This window comes from Caballeronia udeis, assembly GCF_001544555.2.
GTDB lineage: Bacteria > Pseudomonadota > Gammaproteobacteria > Burkholderiales > Burkholderiaceae > Caballeronia > Caballeronia udeis.
In genome coordinates, this window is record NZ_FCOK02000023.1 from 91,978 (window position 1) to 113,620 (window position 21,643).

Below are 21,643 nucleotides of genomic sequence, written 5' to 3' on the forward strand. Positions count from 1 at the left end.
TTGCTAAAGGCCAACCTGCCGAGGACGTATTGAGTTATAAGCAAGCGGCGTACCGCGCATCGGAGCGCTGCCGGGGGCTTGAATGAAAACGAAACATGTTGCGATACTGTTTGTTCCTAGCGCCGCGGCCGGCGCTCCGATCGTAGCGGAGGCTCAATCAGCAAATACGCCGACGCTGCCAGCGAGGACGCCGCGAGCAACTGGGCCGCCAAAGACCGACGGGGCGCCAGCGCAAAACCAAGTTCGTCCACCGGTTGATGCTGGAAGTGATCGTAAAATACCGTCGAGCGGGTCTGCTTCGGGATCGAGCGGTGCGGGACTCAGCATGCCAATGCAAGCAGTCCCACCCGTGGGCGATAAGCCCTTGCCCAAGCCTTACTGAGCGAGATACCAGGGAAGCGATGTGGTCCATGTCGACCTTTCCTAATGCTCGGTGGGCTTTGGCGATCGCGGCGATAGGCGGTGATGGTAGACGCGCCACACGACAGATTAACGGCACGGCTCGACGCCGGGTTACCGACGACGTCGGGCGCGCAACGTGACTGGCGCAGAACGTTGGGGCGATGTACAGGAAGGTGCCAGTGTTGGATAACATGGAGTTCGTTAGGGCGAGGCTGAGACAAATGCGTTTGCCTTCACGTCTTCCTCGAATTGAACGGTCCAAGGGATCTCGTGGCCGCCATCATAGGCCCGCGTGATCGAGCCAAATTGAACGAGGATCGAGCGCAAGCGAGGTTCGACGCCAGTGTCGCCGGCGATCTCATCTGTGAACGATACATTGAAGTCCTCGGGCACAAGCTTGGCCTGGGCACAGATGTCTAGAAACTGATCCTGCTCGCGGTCCGGTAGATCATCAAAAGTCCGGGCGCGGAGGTCGCGGAGACGGCGGTCAAAATGTAGGACCAATGCAGTATGTCGGACAGGACGACAGGACGGCACGACAATAACGGGCCTGCGCCCGCGTCGCAAGGTAGGAACAATGTGTCGGACGGTCACACCGAAATTCGTCTGCATCGCCGAGCTTTGAACGCGGCGCCCGTGGGCGCCTCTAACAGCACGTGATTTTGTCAACACAGCCCTCTCGACCAAATGCCAATCGCCCAAGCGGGGCGTCCTGTCCGCCGGTCAGGGAATTCCGTGCTGGAAGCGGGTTCAGTCTTTCGGACCGAGGATGCTTCTTGCGTCCGTTACGATTGATGCCGACAGATCCATGAGGTTGGAAGCGAACAGGATGGGCGTCCAATCGTCGGCGGCGGACCTTGCTTTCTCAGCGAAGCGGCCACGCAACCGGAGGTCGGAACCGAGAAGCTTCATCCTGTCGGCCAGCATATGAACGTCTCCCGGCTCAACAATAAAGCCGTTGATACCGTCCGCTACTAGCTCGCCAGCAACTCCACAAGTCCTCGTGACGATAGCGGGGCACCGCGCGGCAAACGCCTCATTGATGCATAACCCCCACTGATCGAACTTGCTGGCGAGCACAGCGAATTCCGCGAGCGCGTAGACGGCCGGCATGTCGAGGTTCTTGACTGAATCCAGGATGACCACATGAGCGTTCAAGCCGAGTTGCGCGACTTGCTGAAGCAAGCGATCGCGACACCGGCCCTGACCGATCAGAACCAGTGATTGGCCTATTTTGTAAAGCCCTGATTGAAAATAGGCTTCGATCACCACATCAACATTCTTGCGCGGTACGAACCGACTCACGCAAACGCAATATCGAGGCGGCAGACCGAATTTTGCGCGGACGTCGCTGTCGGAGTTGCGCGCTGCCTCAGACCTCTGTGAAAAATATTCCACATCGATGACGTCGAAACCCACCCGAGACCGGGAAAACGGAATCCCTAGCGAGCGTGCGTATGCGCGGTGCTTTTCCCCCGCTACGAGCGCGCCGTCGAACCGACGAACGATGGTCCGCTTGAGCCACTCTTTCGCCCCATACCGTTTGCCGTCGTCAGCTTTCGAGTCGGACATGTAGATCAGGAAGAATCGGCGGTATAGCACCTTCAGGATGCAAAGCCACATGGAGTAGCTCGTGTGATAACCGAGCGTGACTACTACATGAGGGGCAAACTGCCGTACCGCATCAGATAAGCCGGCCGCAACCTTCACCCAGTGCCCACCGGCGTCGGTTGCGTCGTTGATGAGAGTTACCGATCGAGCGGGTTCCCGTTCAAAGAATTGGACGCGACGGTCCTGAGGAAAAGCATATACGCTCGACTTCCCAAAAATCTCCACGAGATATACGTCGTCACCTCGCATGGACGCTAGGTCAAGCAACGCCTCGTACCGCGGCACATGGTAGTCGCCGAGATTGCCTACGACAAAGAGGATCCGCATCTTTTAACCTCGAAACGATAGCGCTCGTCGTGCAGGCAAGTTCGATTCGGCGCAGCTAATTTCCGCTCCGATCATTTGCGTTCGCAATCGCCATTCCCTGGGAACCGGAGGGAACCAGCCAATCGGTTTGCTGTTCTTCTTCGCTCCGGCCCTTTGGCAATTGGAGCATGGAGCATGGTACGGTCACAAGTGGTCCCGCTGAGCAAGAAGCGCGAATTTGAACCTGAGTCAATGGCTCGGGATGGCGGAAAAGAAACACGGTACTGTCAGTTACTGGTGGGGGTCCGCGAGCCTCCATAAAAGTATCTTTCACCTTCCAATATGCGAGTTTCGCTCCGCTGAGATTCGCACTTCCCGGCTTCCGGCAGACTCGCGACTGAAGCTGCCCACTGACCAGTCGCCAGGCGAAACGCTTTGATCAAAGCCTTCGGTAACGCGGCGGAGCCGCGATAAGGTGCTTCCTTTCAGTCAAGAGATCCTGGAGGCGTAGCGAACCCGTCCAGCTGAAAACTTTGCCGTTGTGGTTAGAAGCGCGGCAAGAGGTATCGCAGGATGACGCATAAGTCGGCCACTGATTCGAGCACCATGGGGCGCGCCTCGGGTGCCAACGCGAGCACCGACGTGAAGGGCCAGTGAGTTGTCAGGCGGCTCGAAGCAAACAAGGCGCCGACCTTCGGCGTGTGCCGGAAAAAAGCGTCGTACTTTGTCAGTGGACTCTGCGACTCACGCGCCGAAGCCTTTTCGTCGACACTGCTGCAAGGTGCGCCCGAGCCGAATTGAGGTTGTGAATACGGGAAGCGGTGTTGACCAGCTCGTTCCCCGCAACCCGTTGCTGCTCAGGCGGGTAAAGGCAGATCAGATCGAACCGCCGCTTCCTGCGTAAAGCGGCGGAAATAACGCGCCGTGCGATTCAGGCCTTCATCGAGTCCGGTTTCCGGTTTCCAACCTAACGTGTCGATAGCAAATCGGATGTCCGGTTGCCGATGACAGGGGTCGTCCATAGGCAATGGCGCGAACACGATTTCAGACGACGACCCCGTCAATTCGATAATGCGCCGTGCGATATCCAGCATCGATAACTCATGCGGGTTACCGAGGTTCATCGGACCGGTTATGCCTTCCGGACTGTTCATCAAACGAATGAATGCGTCGATCATGTCGTCCACGTAACAGAACGATCGTGTTTGCAAACCATCGCCGTAGATCGTGATCGGCTTGCCTGCGAGCGCCTGCATCATGAAGTTGGAGATCACCCGGCCATCGCATGGGTGCATCCGTGGACCGTAAGTATTGAAGATCCGGGCGATCTTAATCGACAAGCCGTGTTGCCGCCGGTAATCCACGAATAGCGTCTCCGCGCAGCGCTTTCCTTCGTCGTAGCACGCCCGCGGACCCAGTGGATTCACATGGCCCCAGTAGTCCTCCTTTTGCGGATGAACGAGGGCGTCCCCGTAGACCTCGCTGGTCGAGGCCTGGAAGATTCGCGCCTTGACGCGTTTCGCCAGTCCGAGCATGTTGATTGCGCCATGCACGCTGGTTTTTGTGGTCTGGACCGGATCGTGTTGATAGTGAACCGGTGAAGCGGGGCAGGCCAGATTGTAGATTTCATCCACTTCAACGTAAAGGGGGAAGGTCACGTCGTGACGCATGAGATCGAAGTTCGCGCAGTCCAGCAAATGTGCGATGTTGTCTTTCGTTCCCGTGTAGAAGTTATCCACACACAAGACGTCCTGCCCTTGCATCACCAGCCGTTCGCACAAGTGCGAGCCGAGAAAACCGGCGCCGCCGGTGACAAGAATCCGCTTACGATGATGCTCTTTCATGTTAGCTCTCTCGGTGACACCGTCGATTTAATCGGCGCTCAACTGCTTACATAACGCAGCGTATGGTTCCAGTCGCGAATAAAGCGGTCAATGCGAAAGCGTTCCAAGGCGACCTTGCGTGCACCGTTACCGAGCCGGAGTGCTTCATCCGGATCGCGCAGCAGTTCGTGCATCGCGTCGATCAGCGCGCTTACGTTTGTGTCGATATATCCGCTCTCGCCGTTGCGAATGACAGTCGCAAGTTCGGTGGTCGCAAGCCCGACGATGGGCATGCCGATCGTCATGGCCTCTACGACAGCGAGCCCGAGACTGGTCCAGCGAATCGGGTTAAAAAAGAAGCGATAGCTCGCGCTGAATGCTGCAAGATCCAAATTGCCAACCTCGCCGATACCCCCGGCGGACTTTGCATCCATGCCGACAAGATCCAGTGGAACGTGCGCTTTTACGCTTGTATAGATGTCGTCGCCCAGACGCCGTCTGCGTTGCCTGAGGTGATTGATAACCACAATCCCGCGTGCCTTCTCGCCGGTGTAACGCACGCCTTCGGGAACGATCACGCCATGCTCGATCACCCTCGTCGGCGTAACGCCGCAGTCCCACATCAGCTGATTGAAATGCGTGACATGAATCAGCAGCGTGTTGGCGTCGTCAACCCAGTGGCGTTGTTCGAACGCGTTTTCCTGAGGCGGGTCATGTTCTATATAGACGCGTGGCAAGCGGCGTTGCGTCTCGCTAAGCAAGTTGATGCGGTCGTCATTCCATTGCGTTTTATGTTGGAACAGGATGACGTCGAACTGCTGAGATGCGACCCGATCTGCCGGCATCTCGTGAACGTTGTTACCCCAGGGCAGAACGCCCACTGTGCCCGCATAACCCGGTGGATGATCGGGCTTGGTCACGAGATAGAAGTCATGATGCGCTTGCGTGAGGTAATACAGATAGTTGCCGTGGACATGCCAGGTCAGCACGCGCAGGCGTCGGCAAGGGCTATTCGACATGGCTCACCGGCCCGTAAGCGTTGCCCGATACTTCCGATACACGCATCAGTTGCTCGAACGCGGTGTCCACGACGTGTTCGACGCTTATGTTCAGTGCGCACGGATGCCCGTACGGGCAATCGCGGAAGCCGCACGGTCGGCATGGCGGGTAGTGAGCGAGTACCCGGTGCCGCTCATGATCCAATGGCGCCCATCTTTTGGTGTCGCTGCCCAACGCAATCACCACGCTGCGTGTTTTCATCGCAACGGCTACGTGAGACATGCCGGTGTCGTTACATACGACCAGCCGTGCCTTCGACACCAGCGCAGCCAGTCCCCCCAGCGATGTCTTGCCGGCGAGATCAACCGCTCGTGCGTTCGTCGCGAGCGCTATGCCCGCTGTGAACATGCGTTCGCCTACAGTGCCGGTCATCGCGATTTGCCAGCCATTGTCGGCGAGCAAGGAGGCGACTCGGGCGAACCGATCAGCTGGCCATCGGCGCGAGGGCAACTGCGCGCCGGGGTGAACGAGGATGAGGCGATCGGAACGCAGCGCGTAGGTGTCCATCAGCGTCTCACACTCGGCGCGGTCACTACTGCTCAGCGGAATCTCGAGGCTGGTGTCTTGCGTCTCGATGCCCATTGCGTTGATCAACGCGGTATAGCGCAGGATCTCAGGCAGCGTGTCGGGCCAGCTAACAAAAATACCGTTCCTCGGCGCTTCCCCGGCTTGTGCGAAACCGGCATTGGCGAGCGCGCCCATTTTCTGGACGATCTCGTTCGCAATGCCGCCGCTTCCATGCATCTGAATCGCGAGATCGAAACGACGTTTGCGCATTGCTTCCCAAAAGCCTTCGAGATGGTCGTCGGTCTCCGCTTGCTCGGGAAACCCGACTGCGCCGGGGAAGACGATCAACTCATCGACGAGATGCGCATAGCGCTCCACGAAACTTCGCGCCCACGGAAGACCGATCAGGACGATGCGCGCATCGGGCTTTGCTCGTCGTAAGGCACGTAGCGCCGGCACGGCACATAACATATCGCCGAGTTGAAGCGCGCGGAAGATCGCGATGTTCTCGCTCATAGGAAAAACACCCTGAACTTGAACGCCCCGAAAAGGCGCCAATAGATGGAAAGAAATGGAATAAGCACCGATGTACACGCCATTTCGACTACGTGAGCTGGCCCGCGAGACGTATGGGATAGCCGCTTGACGCAGAACCAGGCGGTCATTACGAGCCACGCTGCGGCTGCACAGCCCGCTACGCGCGCATCACCCCAAGCCGCGGCGTACAACAAAACGATCACTGCGATGACGATGGCGTAGTACAACAGCGGGGGCCTGCGTCGAATACGGCGCTTATAGAACAGTGGGTATTTTTTATAAAGCAGTGCGTCAAACTGACTCTTTTTTTGCTGCGATAAACTCACGCCCCACCGTGCCGGCCGGACCGGGTGCAAGACGATCGCGTCGTCGGCGCGGGAGATCGGAATGCCTGCTTTCATGAGCGCGAACTGCAAATCGGAGTCCTCGCGCCACGCTGATGTAAAGCGCGCGTCGAAACCCCCGATCCGTTCAAGTGCCGCACGATCCATGAACGCGTTGGCAGTCGCAAACTCCGCGTGCGCGAGGCCTGCGGCGTCGGTTTCGTAGTCCGTGGGACGCTTGCCAAGCGGTACGATGATACGGCCCGATACCACGCCAGCGCCGGCAGTCAGCTCTTTCGCGCCCGATGCTAACCAGCGTGCGTCAGGCTGGGTATCATCGTCGGTGAACGCGATGCTGGCCGCACGCGAGAGTCGCCATCCGGCGTTGCGCGCGCCCGCCGGACCCTGCGTTGCCGTCACGGGCACAAAGCGCACCAGCGGCCCGCTCGCCGCGTGTACCCGCGCGATACGCTCAACGCATGCGCGGGTCGCATCGTCGGGACCGTCGTCGCAGACGATGATCTCAAACCGAGCCGGGTCGTAATCCTGCGTCAGCAGCGACGCGAGGCAGCGCTCGAGCATTGCAGGACGGTGGTAGGTCGGAACAACCACGGAGATATCGGGCGTCCGTGCTATCGGCGAATCGATTGCCATCCCGTCAGATTTACTGCGGAGTTGGTCGAAGGCATCTGCTGCAAGCGTGCTTACGAGTGTGCTCATACCCCGGCTCCATGTTTCTCGATCAGGAACGAGCCGATCACCAGCGCATCAAGGGGCGAAGTCCAGAACGATTCAAGCGCGTCGCGCGGTGAATTCACCATCGGTTCGCCTCTGGTATTGAACGATGTATTGACCAAGACGGGCACACCCGTGCGTTGCCGGAAAGCGTCAATCAGGTCGTAATACAGCGCATGCTGGCTGCGATTCACCGTTTGGACCCGCGCAGTCCCATCCACGTGACGTACCGCCGGAATCTGTTTTTCCTTGGCAGAACGCACGTCGAAGATGAACAGCATGAAGGGTGCCGCGGCGCCGTCGACGAACCATTCGTTCGCGTATTCCTCCATCACCACAGGTGCGACAGGCCGAAAGTCCTCACGATCCTTGATCTCGTTGAGCCTTGCCTGCATGTCGGGATCGATAGGCGAAGCGAGGATGGAGCGTGCGCCGAGGGCCCGCGGACCAAATTCCGTGCGGCCCTGATACCAGCCGATGACCCGATTGGATGCGAGGATATCGGCTGTTTCGCCAACCACATCGTGAAGGCGACGGTAGGGCGCTTTGGTCCATTTCAAGAGCTGCTCGATCTCGTCGTCTGCATACTCGGGGCCGAGGTAGGCGTGGTCCATCTGCCACTGGCGCGAGCGATCGCCGGATTCGGCGCGCTTGCGATAATCGATCCATAGTGCCGCGCCGAGCGCCGTGCCGGCGTCACCCGACGCCGGTTGCACCCATACCTCCGAGAACGGACCACGGTCCCGCACGCGTGCGTTCATCACACAGTTCAACGCCACGCCGCCTGCCATCGCCAGATGCTCCAGTCCGGTTTGCTCGTGCAACCAGCCGGCAAGCTTCAACACTGTTTGTTCGAGTGTTACCTGCAACGAATGCGCGATGTCGAAGTGCTTCTGCTCGAGTGGTCCACCGCGTTCGCGTGCCGGCCCGAAGCGTTCAACGAGGCGCGGAGCATCGACCGTATAAGTGCCGTCATGCCGATACTGCACGATCTCGCGGAACGTGTCGACATAGGCGGGCTGTCCATAGGAAGCAAGCGCCATGACCTTGTATTCGTCGGCGGAGTGAAGAAAACCCAGGTAGCCGGTCACGCTCTCGTAAAGCAGGCCGAGCGAATGCGGCAACTCGACCTGTTTGAGCCGCTTGTATTCGCCATCCGCGAATTGTCCGAGACTTGTTGTCACGCCTTCGCCGCGGCCGTCCACGGTCAACACCGCAGTGTCCTTGAACGGCGCGGCGAGAAACGCGCTTGCCTCGTGCGACAGATGATGATCAACGTAATGCCATTCGAAGCGCATCGCGCGGCCGGCGCTACGAAAGCGTTTCATCAGATGATGCGGCGCACCGTCGATCAGTTGTGCTCGCGCATTCACGATATAGCTCAAGAACAAGGGATCCCACGGCGATTCGGATGGATTGGCGGGTGGCTTGAGCCCTGGTTCGAGCGGCAGTTCGATCGTGGCGCCCACGCGCGCGGGCATGGAGGAAAGCAGCTTTGGATCATAGGAATACGCGACATGATCAATATCAGCGAGTTCGATGCCGGCTTCTTTAAGGCAATAGTTAATCGCATCGAAGGGTAGTTGCCAGGTCGAGAAAGGCACCGGCCGCTTCGCGTGCTTGATATGCGTAAAGCGCTCGTCCTCGGCCGCCGCAATGACGACACCATCCTTGATCAGCGCAGCCGCGCTGTCGTGGTAAGCCGCGTTGATGCCTAATGTGTACATGGTCGGTAATCCGGGTGACGAAGCGTTTCATGAGGTGATGAGGATTGCGTCGGCGGCGCTTGATGCAGAATCGGCGCGCAGCAGTCGCATGGTTGCGTCGATCACCTGTCCCACCGTGACGCCGGTGAGGCAGGCATGATGTCCTTCGGGACATACGCTGCGATAACACCATCGGCAAGGTACGTCGTGATGCAGGACGACATGCGGCGTTTGCCAAGGCGTATGTTGCGGATTCGTCAATGCGTACAGGTCGACAACCGGGGTGCCGAGCGCCGACGCTATATGCACAGGTCCACTGTTGTTCGATACCAGCACCTTCGCGCGCTCGATCAAGGCTGCCAGCTCGCCGAGTTCGAGCGCCCCTGAGAGATTGACGGTCATGCGGTGTGTCCCGCGTGCCTGCGCACACACGTGAGCTTCGTCGGCGCCGCCGGTGATCAGTACCGGCCAGCCGGTCAGGTCCGAGAGCTGTGCGGCGGCCTGCGCGAAGCGCTCGGCGGGATAGCGTCGAGCGGCGGCCGTGGCGCCCGGATGCATGACAATGAACGGCGCATCAAGCGCGATGCTCCGCTGCGCAAGCTTGAGGTTCAGTGATGCGGTGTCGCAAGGTGGCACGGCCAAACGCATGCGCTGATTCGATGACAGCGCGCCCACGTGTCTGACCAGCGCCAACTGCCGTTCGACTTCGTGCCGTGTACCGGTCTGCGGTTCGGGTTCGGCGACCCAGTCGGTCAATAGTGCGTAGGGATTTTCGCGGCAGTGCGCGAGGCGTCGCGAAATACCGGCCAGATGGCACAGCATCGCGGCGGGCATCGGGTTCTGGCTGTAGACGGTAAAAATCACTGCAGCATCGAAAGCTTCTTCCCTCAGGCGCCTGACGATCGCAAGGTCCGCGGCCGCATCAGCGGGGCGGTTGTTTTTTACCCACGGCGCGTCGTATTCGATCACCGCATCGATACTGTCGATAAAACCTGCTGCGCGTGCGCCGGAACCCGATGCCAGCAGCGTGATGTGGCGATCCGGTGCCGAGGTGCGCAACGCATGCAGGGCGGGCGTGGTCATGAGCACGTCGCCGAGATTGTCCAGGCGCACGCAGAGGATGCGTTTGATCTCGGCGCCCCACGGCCTTGCCGACGCGGTTTCGGGCGTACGGGCATGCGAATCGATGGCGATCCGGACCACCGGCGCGTGCGTCATGTCGTGAACTCCCGTCGAAGGATGCTGTATTGAATCGCCAACGCCCCCTCGTGAAGGTTGGCTACCACGCGGTCCGGTTCTCGGAAGGGTCCGCGACGCCACATCGACTCGTTGCCGTTGTCAACTCACCACGCTTGCGCATCCGGCGCGTCATGCGGAAGCGCCGCCGGCTGCGAGCCGCACGTCGTGCGCGCCGTTATGCGCATGTGGTCCCGCATTAGCGGCCACATCGATCTTGGCCACGCGCGCATAGATCCCGCTGAGCGTGTCCGCTACGCTTTCCCACGTGAACATTTCCTTCGCGCGCGCGAGCCCTGCCGCGCCCATGCGTTGCACCCGCGGTGGGTCGCGCTTGAGCATGACCAGTCCATGGGCGACAGCAAGCGGGTCTTTCGGCGGCACGAGCAATCCCGTCTCGCCATGCGCGACTGAATAGCGAATGCCGCCAACATCCGCGCCGATCACCGGCGTGCTGCAGGCCATCGCTTCCAACGGGGTAATGCCGAACGGTTCGTACCAAGGCGTCGTGACGAATACGTCGGCCGCGTTGTAGTAAAGACGCAGGAGCGAACGCGCTCGCCGGCCAAGGAAGTTGACGTGATCCGTCACGCCGCATTCGCGTGCAATGGCGCGCAAGCGGCCGATCTCGGGCGTCGCAATCTCGTTGGCTTCATCGGAATTGCCACCCACCACATAAAGATCAACTTCCTCTCCGAGAGTCCGGTTGCAGAGGCCAACGGCACGCACCACCGTGTCGACGCCCTTGCGCGGCACCATGCGTCCCAGCTGCAGCGCGATGAAACGGTCCTTCGGCCAGCCCAACTCAGCTCGCGCGGCGCGCTTGTCTACAGGGTGGAATTCATCGTGGTCGAAACCGCAGGGCACGAGGTCGATACGAGCGGCATCGGCTTGATAGAGCGAGATCAAATCCGCTGCGTCCTGGGGGCACTCGGCGATCACCGAGTCGGAATCGCGCACGAGCCTATCCTCGATATCGAAGCGCTCGTCTGGGAAACCATCGTTTACACCCTGATGAAGGCGCCGTACGCGGCCAAGCGCATGGAAAGTCGTCACGAGAGGAATGCTAAGCGTTTCCTTCAGACGTAAGCCTACCAAGCCGGACATGAAGAAGTTTGCGTGCACGACGTCGTAGTGCAACGGTTCCTGGCGGGAAAACTCGACAACGAAACGCGCGAAGCCCTCCATATACGGAAGAAGTTGCTCCTTCGGCACCTGTCGTTTCGGACCTGCAGGTACATTGATGACACGTGCTCCGTCCAGGCGCGAGACAAGCGGCAACAACGACCTGTCGCAACGCGTGAGGACATCTACCTGATGGCCTTTTCGGGCAAGTTGACGCGCGACGTTCGCCACGTAGATGTTTTGACCACCGCTGTCGACGCTGCCGGCAGCGGCCAGCGGCGAGGCATGCTCGCTGACGAGTGCGATCTTCATCGTGGTGTCCTTAGTGTTCGAGTCTTTCGTATGCGATGGCGCGCCGCGATCGACCTCCCGGCGTGCACAGTCCACAGCATTCGTTGTGCCTATATCGAAGCGAACGAAACAAGCGTTGGTTCGTTGCGATACCTACGCATTTTTTTCACGTGGCTTAAAAGATATGGCAAATGATTGCCGCGAGAGCGGCCGGTGAGAACTACATCGGGCGAGTAAAAGCGTCAGGGCCGGTGTCGCCAGGCGTCGGCAAGCGCTTCGGACCGACGCACCGCTTCTCTCATTCGCTCGATCTCACGCGGAACCGGTTGACGTCGGCTCAGGGCCCATGGCAGCGCTGCGAACAACGCCAAGGCGTCGCGAACGAAAGCACCTTCACGGCGCATCGCGTGGACGGCGCCCCGGGTTTCGCGCCACGCTTCGCGCCACGACAAGCGCATCCATGCAACCCACGCGGCATTTCGGGCCAGCATGCGACGCCGGAGTGCACTGTCGCGCAGCGGGGAAGGGTGGTGATGGACGATCAACTCCTCGGCATAGACGATGGTGAAGCCGTTGGCGAGCACATCGAGTGCGACCAGCGTTTCTTCTCCGCCTATGAAAAAGCGGGGCTCATACCCGCCTATCTGTCGATAGAGCGACGTCCTGAACACGCACGACCCGGCAATGTAGCCGATCAGCGAGGGGCCGGGCAAGCCGGTGGCGTCAAGTGGGCTGCGTGCCATCAGGCGGCAGGTCGCATCGGTTTCGCCGGCTTCGTCGACCAACACCCGGGCGCTCAGCACACCGACGCGAGGCGCGCTGTCCAACAATTCGACCGCGCGCGATAGCGATCCCGGATGCCACCACATGTCGTCGTCGCAGAACGCGACGTACTCCGTGCTCGCGCTTGCGACACCAAAATTACGTCCGGCCGCACCGAGGTTTTTCTGTGCGGAAACAAGCGTGACTTCGGGAAAGTGCGCGGCAATATGTTCCGGAGTGCCATCGGTCGAACCATTGTCGACAACGATCAGATGAAACCGGTCGGGAAGCGCATTCAGCCGCGCGAGCGTATCGAGCACCTGCTCCGAGCGGTTGTACGTAAGCACGACCACCGATATCTTTGTGGGTGCCTTCGCGGCGGACAGGTCGTTTCCTGCGTCGTTCATACTCTTCATGTTCTTCGTTACGCAAGCTCAAGCTTCCAGCAGCGCTCGGTACAAAAGACATCGTCATAACCATCCGGTCCGAACGCCTTCAGTTGGCTTGCGTACGCTGTCACTGCGTCGCGTTTCGAAGCCCGATGGGAAGGAGCGGCTCGCCAGTGCGAAAGGGCCGGTGTCGCGATAATGCCGCGCGAGAAAAGTCCGCCATGCGCGTTTGCAACTGGCCGGCCAGACGCCGGTAAAGGGCGTCCTCGTAAGCGAAGCAGGCCAGCTCCGGGTTGGCGCGCCAGACATCGGCGCATGCGAGATGCACGAGTTTGTGGTCGGAGTGATACAAACCGAACGGGATCACAAGAGTGTGAGCAGCATGGCGGCGTAGCGCCCGATCGAGTGCCCGCGCGATTGCCTGCTGAGTCGGGGCATGGACACGCGGAGCAGACGGGACATATTGCGCATCGAGAAAATCGCCGCGGTCGGGGACCGCATTCAGGACGTCCAGCGCCCGGTCATCTTCTAGCGAACGTGCTTGCATTGCCTGGGCAGCATTGTCGAAGCCGCAGTGACGGTCCCAGTCTGTCGTGACGTCGGAGGCGGGGCAACCAGAAAAGACGGTATAAACGACCGTACCAGGATGAGCGGCAAGCGTCGCTCCGCAACTGAAGACGGCATCGTCGAAATGCGGCGAAATGACGAGCGGGCGAGCAAAGGTATTGGACATGGCGTTTTGGGCAAGGGACGACGCTCTGAAAACGCAAAACCTGGACCTGGGGTCCAGGTTCAGCCCTCCTCCGAATCGAGCTCGGTACGAGTAGTTGCGACCGGCCGCGTCGGTTCAGGAAGCCGTTCCGGCAGTGGGTCAGTGCAATCCTGCGCCGTGCGTTCCCGCGTGGCGTTAGCACGCGCAATGTTTTGATAGCTCGCCACTAAAAAATTTTCTTCTACCGCCAACTGATGGAAGTCAGGAATCGCGCTTGCTGGCATGTCCACAACGAAGAACCCGTATGAACCCTGTATACATTGGAGTGCACCATGCCGTCCGAAAAAATATCCACTTCGCGCCGCACTTTGATGCAGGGCGCCACAGCAGGGCTCGTCACGGCAGTTGCAGCACGTGCTGTCGCACAGACCGATGTTTCCAACTCGACAGGATCAGCAATATCGAGTCCACCGCAGGACCCACGCACGCTCTATCCGCATCCGCCATTTCCTGCCCAGCAGCAACCGTGGCCCGGCCTTGCGGGCCGCATGACGCCCCGCCCCGACCACGGCGAAACCAGCTATCGAGGCACTGGTCGTCTTAACGGACGAAAGGCGCTGATTACGGGCGGCGATTCCGGCATCGGTCGCGCCGCAGCCATCGCGTACGCACGCGAAGGAGCCGACGTCGCCATCGTCTATCTACCGGCAGAGGAACCCGATGCGCGCGAGGTCATACAGATTATCCGTGCGGCAGGGCGCAAGGCAATCGCATTACCCGGCGACATTCGTGACGAGGCGTTCTGTCAGGCGTTGGTAGAACAGGCCGTGTCTGGTCTGGGTGGCCTAGACATCCTGGTGAGCAACACTGGGCGGCAGCAGAGCCACGATTCGATCCTCGACATCAGCACCGAGCAGTTTGACTGGACCCTCCGTACCAATCTGTATGCGATGTTCTGGATTACGAAGGCTGCAATTCCTCACATGCCACCGGGTTCGGCCATCATCTATACGAGTTCGGTGAACGCGTCCCCGGAGGAAGGGCGATGTCCATTCCATCTCGATCGTCACCGGCCGGATCGCGACTATGACGGTGGTGCGCGCTGACCTTCCCCAGTCACCGGAATGTCACGTGATCGTGAACGCTGGCTACTACGACTTGGGAGCGTTAAAAACCTTGAACTATTAGCGAAGGATACCTAAATTTTGTGAAATCACGGCGTTGGAGGTGGACATGAAAATCGCTATTCGCATCGAGGTCGCCACGGACTATGGTGAAACCGAAATCTTCGAGATTTTCCAACCTTGAGCGCCTCTATCGAGACCTTGAACCTGCAAAGATTGGTTTATCGCTGGATGAAGGGAAGCACGTACTGCATGAAATGCAGAAGATCGTGGTAACTGCACAAGCGGGGAGGTTTGTACGCTACGGTGCTTCTGCAATCGTGTGACAGATCGCGCGGCGATTGCACCGACATCGGCGTAGCAATGACTTGCCCAGAGGCTTTCGGTTGGCACCCGGGCGAGTCGCTCTTCGTTTTGTTCCTGCCATGCGCGTGCCCAAGGAAAGTTTACAGAATATGGGGCGCCTGCAGGAAACGCCTGAGCTATTCACTCGGAATGGTACCGGAGGCCAGAGTCGAACCGGCAGGGGTTTTTGTGGCGGCGGTTCCAAGCCCGCTGCTGGTGAGCCTCCCTTGAGGCGACCACGGCGATACCGACGATAGGGTGGGTATGGCAAATTTCAAGGAATCTTTATCCCGATACACACATCTAACATTGCGACAGATCTTGCATGTGCAAAATGGAATACGCATCGCTTCAACCAGAGTTGGCAACGCTGTTGCGACGGCTGCCCCTCGGCACCGCAGCCGATATTAACGAGTGCACCGTTGCCTTTTGGGACGGCCAGGAGGTGAGGGGGCTTCGCTTGCGGCCTGACGGCGGCGGCCAGCTGGACGCAGATTTCGAGTTTGACGAGAGATCGTTCAATCAGCTGCATTCGGATATCGTCGCGTGGATGGCCGTTCCGCGTTATGCGATGCGACCTGAACTCGTGGACTGGATGGAAGGGCGTCCAATCGTAGTTCGCTTCGCGCTGTCGCCCCAGTCAATTTATACGTATGAACTGGGCCTTTAAGAAGTTCTGATGCGAACCCGCTGTTTCTCGAGCACCTCTTCGCCCTGAATAATATGTGGCTGGTTGGTTCGAAGCGACCCAGGTCGACTCTTCAAGCCGTCGTAGTTTCGGTGGCCATCATTCGTCGCGCACAGCCTGTTTTGGCGATCTCCAAAAGCGGCTAAAAAGGTACGCACTGGATGTAACTCTCTGGACGGCGCGCCCGCGCTCTGTCCTGCTGCATTTCGGCGGTCCACTTATGTCGCTCGTTCACCTTGGCGAGCGGAGATCATTGCTGTCAGTCGCGCACCGTACCGATAAGGTTCGCCTGCCGTGCTTCAGGCTGGCAGTTCCGGCCGTTCGCGTTCTTTCATCGATATCTCACGACGTCGATCGATGACCGGCCGGAAATGAGCAACGTACAGGATGCCAGAGCAAGTTGGAGGAACGTGGATTGCAACTCCGTACATGCCATCACGCAGCGACGCGACCGTTGGCGACCAATTTAAGGAGACTGTCATGCGAGCAACGATTAAAGGTATTTTGATTTCAACCTTGGTGATGAGCTTAGCCGGTGCCGTGTTCGCGCAAGGGGCTGGCGGCGGAGGTGGGGGCGGCGCCGCTGGGGGGACGGGAGCAGGCCAAGGCGGAACCGGAATGAGCACTCCCAACAGTAATGGTGTGACAGGGTCAACCTCGGGCGCATCAGGCTCAAGCACGATGGGAAAATCTTCCGATATGTCGCACAAGAAAACGCAGAAGAAGGGAGCAACCGGCGCTTCGGATACGGGCTCTTACTAGTAGCCATAGCGAAGGCCGCCTATTGCCGCAGATTGAAACAAAATTGGCGGCCGATGAGCCGTTTCCGAGCCGTTTCCGAACAGTACAGCTCTCCCGCGTCTCGTCCGCGCGTTTCATCCGTGTGGTGAGACGCGTTTGTGCCGCACCGAAATTGTTTGAAGGGGTCGCCTGTATTTTGATGCAGTTTACCGGGCTAGCGACCTCTAACGCTGGCGTGGGATTGCGTGGCGGCCCTATTTAAATATCTCACTAAATCAAAGAGTTGCTGTTTGGGTGTTTGTCTCACTTCGCGCCGACGATTGTCGGTTGCCGCGCCGATTTTGTGCCGCTACGCTGGTCGGCCCCCTCACGCTCGCGGAGAAAACGCGATGGAGCACTGGCAACTAGCGTATCTCGGCATGCGGCAGATCCCGGACGAGCTCAACGAGTTCGAGCTTGCCACGTTCTTCACGTTCTCCCGCAAAGAGCGAGGGTTGATCGACGCCCGGCGCACTGATCTGTATCGGCTCGGAGTTGGGCTGCATATCGGCTTTGTGCGCATGACGGGCCGCACGCTCGACGCATACAAACAGATTCCGAAGGCCCTGTGGAGTCACCTTAGCGAGCAACTGGGTGTCGATCCGCCGGGGCTCGGTACGCTACGCTCCTTGTACGGTAGGCGCACCGACACACTTGTTGACCATCAGATGCTGGCCTACCAGGTACTTGGCTTCCGTCCGATGACCGAGCATCAACGCCGCTACGTCCTGCGCTGGCTCAAGGAGCATCTGTCTGGGCGCCCTGAGCGCGGCCAACTGTTGCATGAGTTGAAGCGGTGGCCGTACGAGCACCGCATTCTGATTGCTCACGATCGATTGCTCAAGCGGTTGATCGTACAAGGCCGTCCAGGGCGTCGAAGTCGCGCTGACCGATACGCTGGCACGCGCCTTTGGCGCATCGACGCTGGATGACTGGGGACACCTCCTTCCGCGACCCGATGGGGAGCACGGGAGCCTGCAACACTGGCTGTGGGCCGTTCCTATACGCAACTTGACTCACCAGATGAGCGAGATCTTCACCAAGATCGATCGACTGTATGCAATCGGCGTTCATTCCCGCTGGCCGGCGAACTGCAACGACGCGTTAGTGCGCCACTACGCGAGACGCTGTGCGAACCGACCGCCGTCGGTAAGCAACCGGATTGAAACGCAGTCGCGCCGGCTGGAAGCCGCATGCTTCATGCGCTATGCGTTGTGTGCCGCAACTCCCGGAAATCATTCTCGAGATCGACAGCGTGACACGCTTCAACTGGTTGCTGCTCGGACGACGGGAGCCACGTTCACGCAGCGAGCTGCTTCTCGTGTATGCGGCGGTCCTGGCGCACGGCACTTCGTTGTCCGCTGCCGACATCTCGCGGATGGTACCGGGATTGTCGCCTACCGCGATCCGGCAAATGATGAACCGAATCGCCGATGAAAGAAAAATACGTCAGGCCGCCGATGCCGTGCTGGAATTCATGCTTCGCCACCCGATCGCCGCGCACTGGGGCCGTGCCGATCTGGCGTCGTCCGACATGATGTCGCTGGAGACAACGCGTACGGTCTGGCAGGCGCGGGCCGACCCGCGTCGGCGCACCGCGTCGATCGGCATGTACACGCATACGTGATGGACCGCTGGGGGATCTTCTACGATCAACCCATCATCCTCAACGAGCGGCAAGCAGGCGCGGCGATCGAAGGCGTCGTTCGACAAAGCGGAACGAGGGACGTGGCGCAGCTCGCCGACTCGCGGCCGTGACTGACTGCGATGTGCGCCTGGATCTCATGGAAAGCATCTGGGACGAGTTCGTGCGGGTGGCAGCGCCGATTCAAAGCGGTCGCTGCACCGCGGTCGAGGCGTTGACCCGCTTCGGCGCAGCGGCGCGTGGACAGTCCGTGTACGACGGTGGCGTTCATATAGGAAGGTTGTTCCGTACGGTTTTCCTGATCGACTATTTCACCAATCCGGTTTTCCGCAGCGAGCTTCAGCATGTCCTCAATCGTGGTGAAGCCGTACACACCGTGCAGCGGGCGATACACATCGGCAAGATTCCGTCGGAACTAACAAAGCATCACGAATCGCTCGCAGCCGTGTCGTCATCGCTGGCGTTGCTCACCAACGCCGTCATGGCTTGGAACACGATGCATATGCAACGTGCCGTTGGTCAGATCGAGGCGATGAGTGGGGACGTCCTTAGAGCTGTGGACCTGCGGCGAATCGCACCCACCTATCTGGAAGGCATTAACTTGCGTGGCACATTCGATTTTCCGATCGCCCGCTATGCGGACCGTGTGCTGCCCAGCCTAGTGGATGGCCTGAGTGTAAAAATGAGCTTCGCTCTGCGTGACGCTGGCCGTAGTCCGAATTGCAACTGTCACCGTTGCAGAAAAAAACCGTCAATTCGCTGGGCCGTCGTGCACCTATAGCGTCCGAGCCTCGCTGCACGAGGGTACCTTCGCTTGCCAGTTGTGGGCGCGCCGAATTCGAGTTTTATCCGATGCACGGTTCTATGATCAGCTATTGGATTTATGGCTTGAAATGCGAAGGGACCGAAGAACTCAACTACAAGGATACGATGAGTTATCTTTCGCTTCGAAAACCGTGACGGAAATCACTCAGCTTTGCCACCTTAGAATGTCCGCTGCTGGTTCGGACTGGAAATTCGGGAAGATTGCTCTTCAGCAGCGGGATTCCGCCAGCGGCCTTGAATCGGGCAACAGCAGTGGCATCCTGCGCAGGTATGTTGCCCGCGAAGAGCCTGGAGCCGCGCTGGGTCAAGACGCCAGCCGTATCCAGGGCATCCTTGATGGAAAACGGCACGCCGTGCAGCGGTCCCAACACGTCGCCGTTCATGACGGCCTTTTCTGCTGCTTTAGCGGTGTTGACTGCGTTGTCCCGCATCAAGGTGACGACCGCATTAACCTTTGGGTTGACCGTCTCGATGCGATCCAGATGCGCTTTTATGACCTCGACGGGTGAGATCTCTTTGGTCCGGATCAAACGCGCCAGTTCGGTCGCGTCGCGATAGAAAATCTTTGTGTCATCGTTCGTGAAGCTCATGGCTGCCGCCTATACGTGGACATACATTCGAGGAGGTATATGCGCGGAAAAACGCGCCGTGCAGTTCACGGCACATAGGCATATATCGCTAAGACGAACGGAGTGTAGGCGCGCACTGACGCAAGATAAACGGCGGATCCTGGAAACATTCTCCAGCGCGCTGGATAGTGCGATCTCAACGACCCGGAAGACGTGGGTGCCTGCGTTATTTGTAGCTGAGAAAGCGTATAAAAATGGCTGGTTGGCCGATCGGCAACGAGCAAGGCAGATCGACATTCGCCAACAACTTCTGGCAGATTACTGACAGCCGCGGGCGTCGTGGTGAATTGTCGAAAGCCGATAGTTTGAGGAGCAGTCGCCGGTAGCCGAACGGCCGATGCAGCGCCGAGTCAGGTCATTCGTGGCGGATGATCAATTGTCCGCTTTGGGTCGAAGAACGAAACCGCTCGAGCGGAAGGGGCTCCGGCCAGCGCGTGCGGTTCTTGGGAGGTCCGCCGTGCGGTTCCGTATGTTGGCGAATGAGGCAATCCGCCTCGTTCTCCAGCAGGAGCCCAATCATGGCCTCCTTACAGGCAAACGCCAGTCCACTGCGCCAACGCATGATCGACGACATGCGCATGCGCCAGCTTTCGCCGAAGACGCAGGACACCTATCTGCGCATCGTGCGCGAATTTGCCCGGTTTCTCGGACGCTCGCCTGACACGGCCACCGTCGAGGACCTGCGGCACTACCAGTTGCACATGGTTGATCACGGCACATCGCCCGTGTTACTGAGCCACGCGATCACTGAACCACGCGATTACCGGCCTGAAGTTCTTCTTCCAAGTCACGCTCGATCGCCCGAGGTGATGCTCAGGATGCAGCCGGTGCGCGTTCCACGCATATTACCCGTCGTGCTCAGTCCCGATGAAGTGCGCCGCCTCATCGAGGCGGCCGGCAACCTGAAGCACCGGACCGCGCTGTCGGTCGCCTACGGCGCAGGACTGCGCGTGAGCGAAGTGGTGGCCCTGAAGGTCACCGACATCGACAGCCAGCGTATGACGATGCGGATTGAGCAGGGCAAGGGCCGCCGCGACCGCTACGCCATGCTCTCGCCGGTGTTGCTCGAGCGCCTGCGCGTCTGGTGGCACGTGGCGCGGGCCCGGGGCAAGATGCTGGATGGCGGGTGGGTCTTTCCCGGGCTCGATCCCGTCGACCCGCTCAGCACGCGACAGCTGAACCGAGCCATCCACGCCGCCGCCGAGGCCGCACACATCGACAAGCGCGTACCCTTGGTCTAACTTCGCGTCTCAGGGAAGGGAAGACGATGATCCGCGAATGGCTGATGCTCAGAGAGCGCTGCGACGGCTTTGCATATCCTTCCGCTCGCATAGCAAAGGGCGGCTTGCGCGCTACGTCGGGAAGATTGAGCACTTTCGGATGACAAAGGGCGACCTTGGTGTGGCGCTTCGCGAGAAGCTTCTCGAAGACAAGGTTCCAGGCATCGCTGGCACGATGTACATACTTGACCCGGATGCGCTCGGAGCGACGGTGGGTCTTAGTTTCCAGGACCTCAAGCTCAAGCGCTATCCCGAGACCACAAACGCCTACTTGTCTGGCCTGCTTGCCGGTTGAGAAGGGACTCCTGCGGTAGAGGCCGACGTTGGATTTCTGCTCATCAGCGGCGGCGTCCGTACCAGAGGGCGAGCGGTAAGCGTAGGACGCGTTAAATCAACAGACGGTGCCGGATAACCGGATCACGCCGCGGGGCGAAATCGAGAAGCTCCAGATCTTTCTGTACACGATCGCCAACCTGCCGCAGGATCGTTGGGTCAAGAACGACAACGCCCACGACAAGCTGCTCACCGAGTCGAACGCGCAGGCGACCATCATGGCCGGGATCATCTGGCAGGAGCAGGTTGACCCGGTGGCATGGCTCGCGCCGAAGAGGCTCAACTTCAACTTCGACGACGAATGAACCAGAGACCTGATGGAGCAGCGCGCGGACGGGTTGGCTTGACTGTTTGCCCGAATGTTTGTACATTTCTGTTAACGAATTTCGTACAGGATTCAACTATGTCATTCCGAACCCATGATGTGGTACCAATTAGTGAAGCCCGGTCACGGCTGACGGAGCTGGCGG

15 protein-coding genes and 3 pseudogenes are annotated in these 21,643 nt (G+C 59.4%); 6 read left to right on the plus strand and 12 right to left on the minus strand.

Going from position 1 to position 21,643, the window contains the following annotated elements; genetic code table 11:
* Nucleotides 1-603: 603 nt before the first annotated feature.
* The 11 genes from AWB69_RS18210 to AWB69_RS18260 all read right to left on the minus strand — a co-directional run bounded on the left by AWB69_RS18210 (nt 604) and on the right by AWB69_RS18260 (nt 13,545).
* The gene (locus AWB69_RS18210) at nt 604-906 is read right to left on the minus strand and encodes a hypothetical protein (RefSeq protein ID WP_062087190.1); all 303 of its coding nucleotides are present in this window, start codon (nt 904-906) and stop codon (nt 604-606) included.
* A gap of 246 nt (nt 907-1,152) precedes the next feature.
* Entirely contained in the window at nt 1,153-2,340 is a 1,188-nt protein-coding gene (locus AWB69_RS18215) for a glycosyltransferase family 4 protein (protein ID WP_062087191.1), read from the minus strand.
* Nucleotides 2,341-3,176: 836 nt separating this feature from the next.
* Nucleotides 3,177-4,163, minus strand: a complete 987-nt coding sequence (locus tag AWB69_RS18220) for a UDP-glucuronic acid decarboxylase family protein (protein WP_062087193.1) — start codon at nt 4,161-4,163, stop codon at nt 3,177-3,179.
* Between the two features lie 38 nt (nt 4,164-4,201).
* Nucleotides 4,202-5,161: a glycosyltransferase gene (locus AWB69_RS18225; protein ID WP_062087195.1), complete on the minus strand. Its 960-nt coding sequence runs from the start codon at nt 5,159-5,161 to the stop codon at nt 4,202-4,204.
* On the minus strand, nt 5,151-6,224 hold the full coding sequence (locus AWB69_RS18230) for a glycosyltransferase family 9 protein (protein WP_062087197.1): 1,074 nt from the start codon (nt 6,222-6,224) through the stop codon (nt 5,151-5,153). The genes AWB69_RS18225 and AWB69_RS18230 overlap by 11 nt, the downstream gene beginning before the upstream one ends.
* Nucleotides 6,221-7,222 (minus strand): glycosyltransferase, encoded by a 1,002-nt coding sequence (locus tag AWB69_RS18235; RefSeq protein ID WP_062087224.1) that lies wholly within the window; start codon nt 7,220-7,222, stop codon nt 6,221-6,223. Before AWB69_RS18235 ends, AWB69_RS18230 begins: the two co-directional genes overlap by 4 nt.
* Nucleotides 7,223-7,284: 62 nt before the next feature.
* Entirely contained in the window at nt 7,285-9,030 is a 1,746-nt protein-coding gene (locus AWB69_RS18240) for a carbamoyltransferase family protein (protein ID WP_062087200.1), read from the minus strand.
* A gap of 27 nt (nt 9,031-9,057) precedes the next feature.
* Nucleotides 9,058-10,227: a lipopolysaccharide heptosyltransferase II gene (gene waaF, locus AWB69_RS18245; protein WP_062087202.1), complete on the minus strand. Its 1,170-nt coding sequence runs from the start codon at nt 10,225-10,227 to the stop codon at nt 9,058-9,060.
* Between the two features lie 150 nt (nt 10,228-10,377).
* Nucleotides 10,378-11,682: a glycosyltransferase family 4 protein gene (locus AWB69_RS18250; RefSeq protein WP_062087226.1), complete on the minus strand. Its 1,305-nt coding sequence runs from the start codon at nt 11,680-11,682 to the stop codon at nt 10,378-10,380.
* 221 nt (nt 11,683-11,903) lie between these two features.
* Nucleotides 11,904-12,830 (minus strand): glycosyltransferase family 2 protein, encoded by a 927-nt coding sequence (locus AWB69_RS18255; RefSeq protein ID WP_062087228.1) that lies wholly within the window; start codon nt 12,828-12,830, stop codon nt 11,904-11,906.
* 109 nt (nt 12,831-12,939) lie between these two features.
* Nucleotides 12,940-13,545, minus strand: coding sequence for a PIG-L deacetylase family protein (locus tag AWB69_RS18260; RefSeq protein ID WP_231937156.1), 606 nt, complete (start codon nt 13,543-13,545; stop codon nt 12,940-12,942).
* Nucleotides 13,546-13,856: 311 nt separating this feature from the next.
* On the opposite strand from AWB69_RS18260, the pseudogene AWB69_RS18265 reads away from it, so the two are divergent.
* The 3 genes and pseudogenes from AWB69_RS18265 to AWB69_RS51100 form a co-directional block, all read left to right on the plus strand.
* Nucleotides 13,857-14,552: pseudogene (locus AWB69_RS18265) on the plus strand (SDR family NAD(P)-dependent oxidoreductase); the annotation flags it as partial.
* Nucleotides 14,553-15,327: 775 nt separating this feature from the next.
* Nucleotides 15,328-15,663, plus strand: coding sequence for a hypothetical protein (locus AWB69_RS18270; RefSeq protein ID WP_062087204.1), 336 nt, complete (start codon nt 15,328-15,330; stop codon nt 15,661-15,663).
* Between the two features lie 1,148 nt (nt 15,664-16,811).
* A pseudogene (locus tag AWB69_RS51100) lies at nt 16,812-18,767 on the plus strand (Tn3 family transposase); the annotation flags it as partial.
* A gap of 274 nt (nt 18,768-19,041) precedes the next feature.
* Here the strand turns inward: AWB69_RS51100 and AWB69_RS18290 are convergent.
* Nucleotides 19,042-19,521 carry an amidase family protein gene (locus AWB69_RS18290; protein ID WP_062087206.1) on the minus strand — a complete coding sequence of 160 codons (480 nt, stop codon included), beginning with the start codon at nt 19,519-19,521 and terminating at the stop codon, nt 19,042-19,044.
* Nucleotides 19,522-20,078: 557 nt separating this feature from the next.
* Between AWB69_RS18290 and AWB69_RS18295 the strand changes: the two are divergent.
* From AWB69_RS18295 to AWB69_RS18305, 3 genes and pseudogenes are all read left to right on the plus strand, one after another.
* Nucleotides 20,079-20,795: pseudogene (locus AWB69_RS18295) on the plus strand (tyrosine-type recombinase/integrase); the annotation flags it as partial.
* A 43-nt stretch (nt 20,796-20,838) separates the two neighbouring features.
* Nucleotides 20,839-21,135 (plus strand): hypothetical protein, encoded by a 297-nt coding sequence (locus tag AWB69_RS18300; RefSeq protein WP_062087208.1) that lies wholly within the window; start codon nt 20,839-20,841, stop codon nt 21,133-21,135.
* A gap of 106 nt (nt 21,136-21,241) precedes the next feature.
* Nucleotides 21,242-21,478 carry a hypothetical protein gene (locus AWB69_RS18305; protein ID WP_062087210.1) on the plus strand — a complete coding sequence of 79 codons (237 nt, stop codon included), beginning with the start codon at nt 21,242-21,244 and terminating at the stop codon, nt 21,476-21,478.
* Nucleotides 21,479-21,643 lie beyond the last annotated feature (165 nt).

Bases quoted from the DNA above. Each gene is read 5' to 3' on its own strand.
- waaF (WP_062087202.1), bottom strand. From the start codon at position 10,227: ATGACGCACGCGCCGGTGGTCCGGATCGCCATCGATTCGCATGCCCGT.
- AWB69_RS18240 (WP_062087200.1), bottom strand. From the start codon at position 9,030: ATGTACACATTAGGCATCAACGCGGCTTACCACGACAGCGCGGCTGCG.
- AWB69_RS18220 (WP_062087193.1), bottom strand. From the start codon at position 4,163: ATGAAAGAGCATCATCGTAAGCGGATTCTTGTCACCGGCGGCGCCGGT.
- AWB69_RS18225 (WP_062087195.1), bottom strand. From the start codon at position 5,161: ATGTCGAATAGCCCTTGCCGACGCCTGCGCGTGCTGACCTGGCATGTC.
- AWB69_RS18290 (WP_062087206.1), bottom strand. From the start codon at position 19,521: ATGAGCTTCACGAACGATGACACAAAGATTTTCTATCGCGACGCGACC.
- AWB69_RS18260 (WP_231937156.1), bottom strand. From the start codon at position 13,545: ATGTCCAATACCTTTGCTCGCCCGCTCGTCATTTCGCCGCATTTCGAC.
- AWB69_RS18270 (WP_062087204.1), top strand. From the start codon at position 15,328: ATGGAATACGCATCGCTTCAACCAGAGTTGGCAACGCTGTTGCGACGG.
- AWB69_RS18215 (WP_062087191.1), bottom strand. From the start codon at position 2,340: ATGCGGATCCTCTTTGTCGTAGGCAATCTCGGCGACTACCATGTGCCG.
- AWB69_RS18235 (WP_062087224.1), bottom strand. From the start codon at position 7,222: ATGGCAATCGATTCGCCGATAGCACGGACGCCCGATATCTCCGTGGTT.
- AWB69_RS18250 (WP_062087226.1), bottom strand. From the start codon at position 11,682: ATGAAGATCGCACTCGTCAGCGAGCATGCCTCGCCGCTGGCCGCTGCC.
- AWB69_RS18230 (WP_062087197.1), bottom strand. From the start codon at position 6,224: ATGAGCGAGAACATCGCGATCTTCCGCGCGCTTCAACTCGGCGATATG.
- AWB69_RS18255 (WP_062087228.1), bottom strand. From the start codon at position 12,830: ATGAACGACGCAGGAAACGACCTGTCCGCCGCGAAGGCACCCACAAAG.
- AWB69_RS18300 (WP_062087208.1), top strand. From the start codon at position 20,839: ATGGCTGATGCTCAGAGAGCGCTGCGACGGCTTTGCATATCCTTCCGC.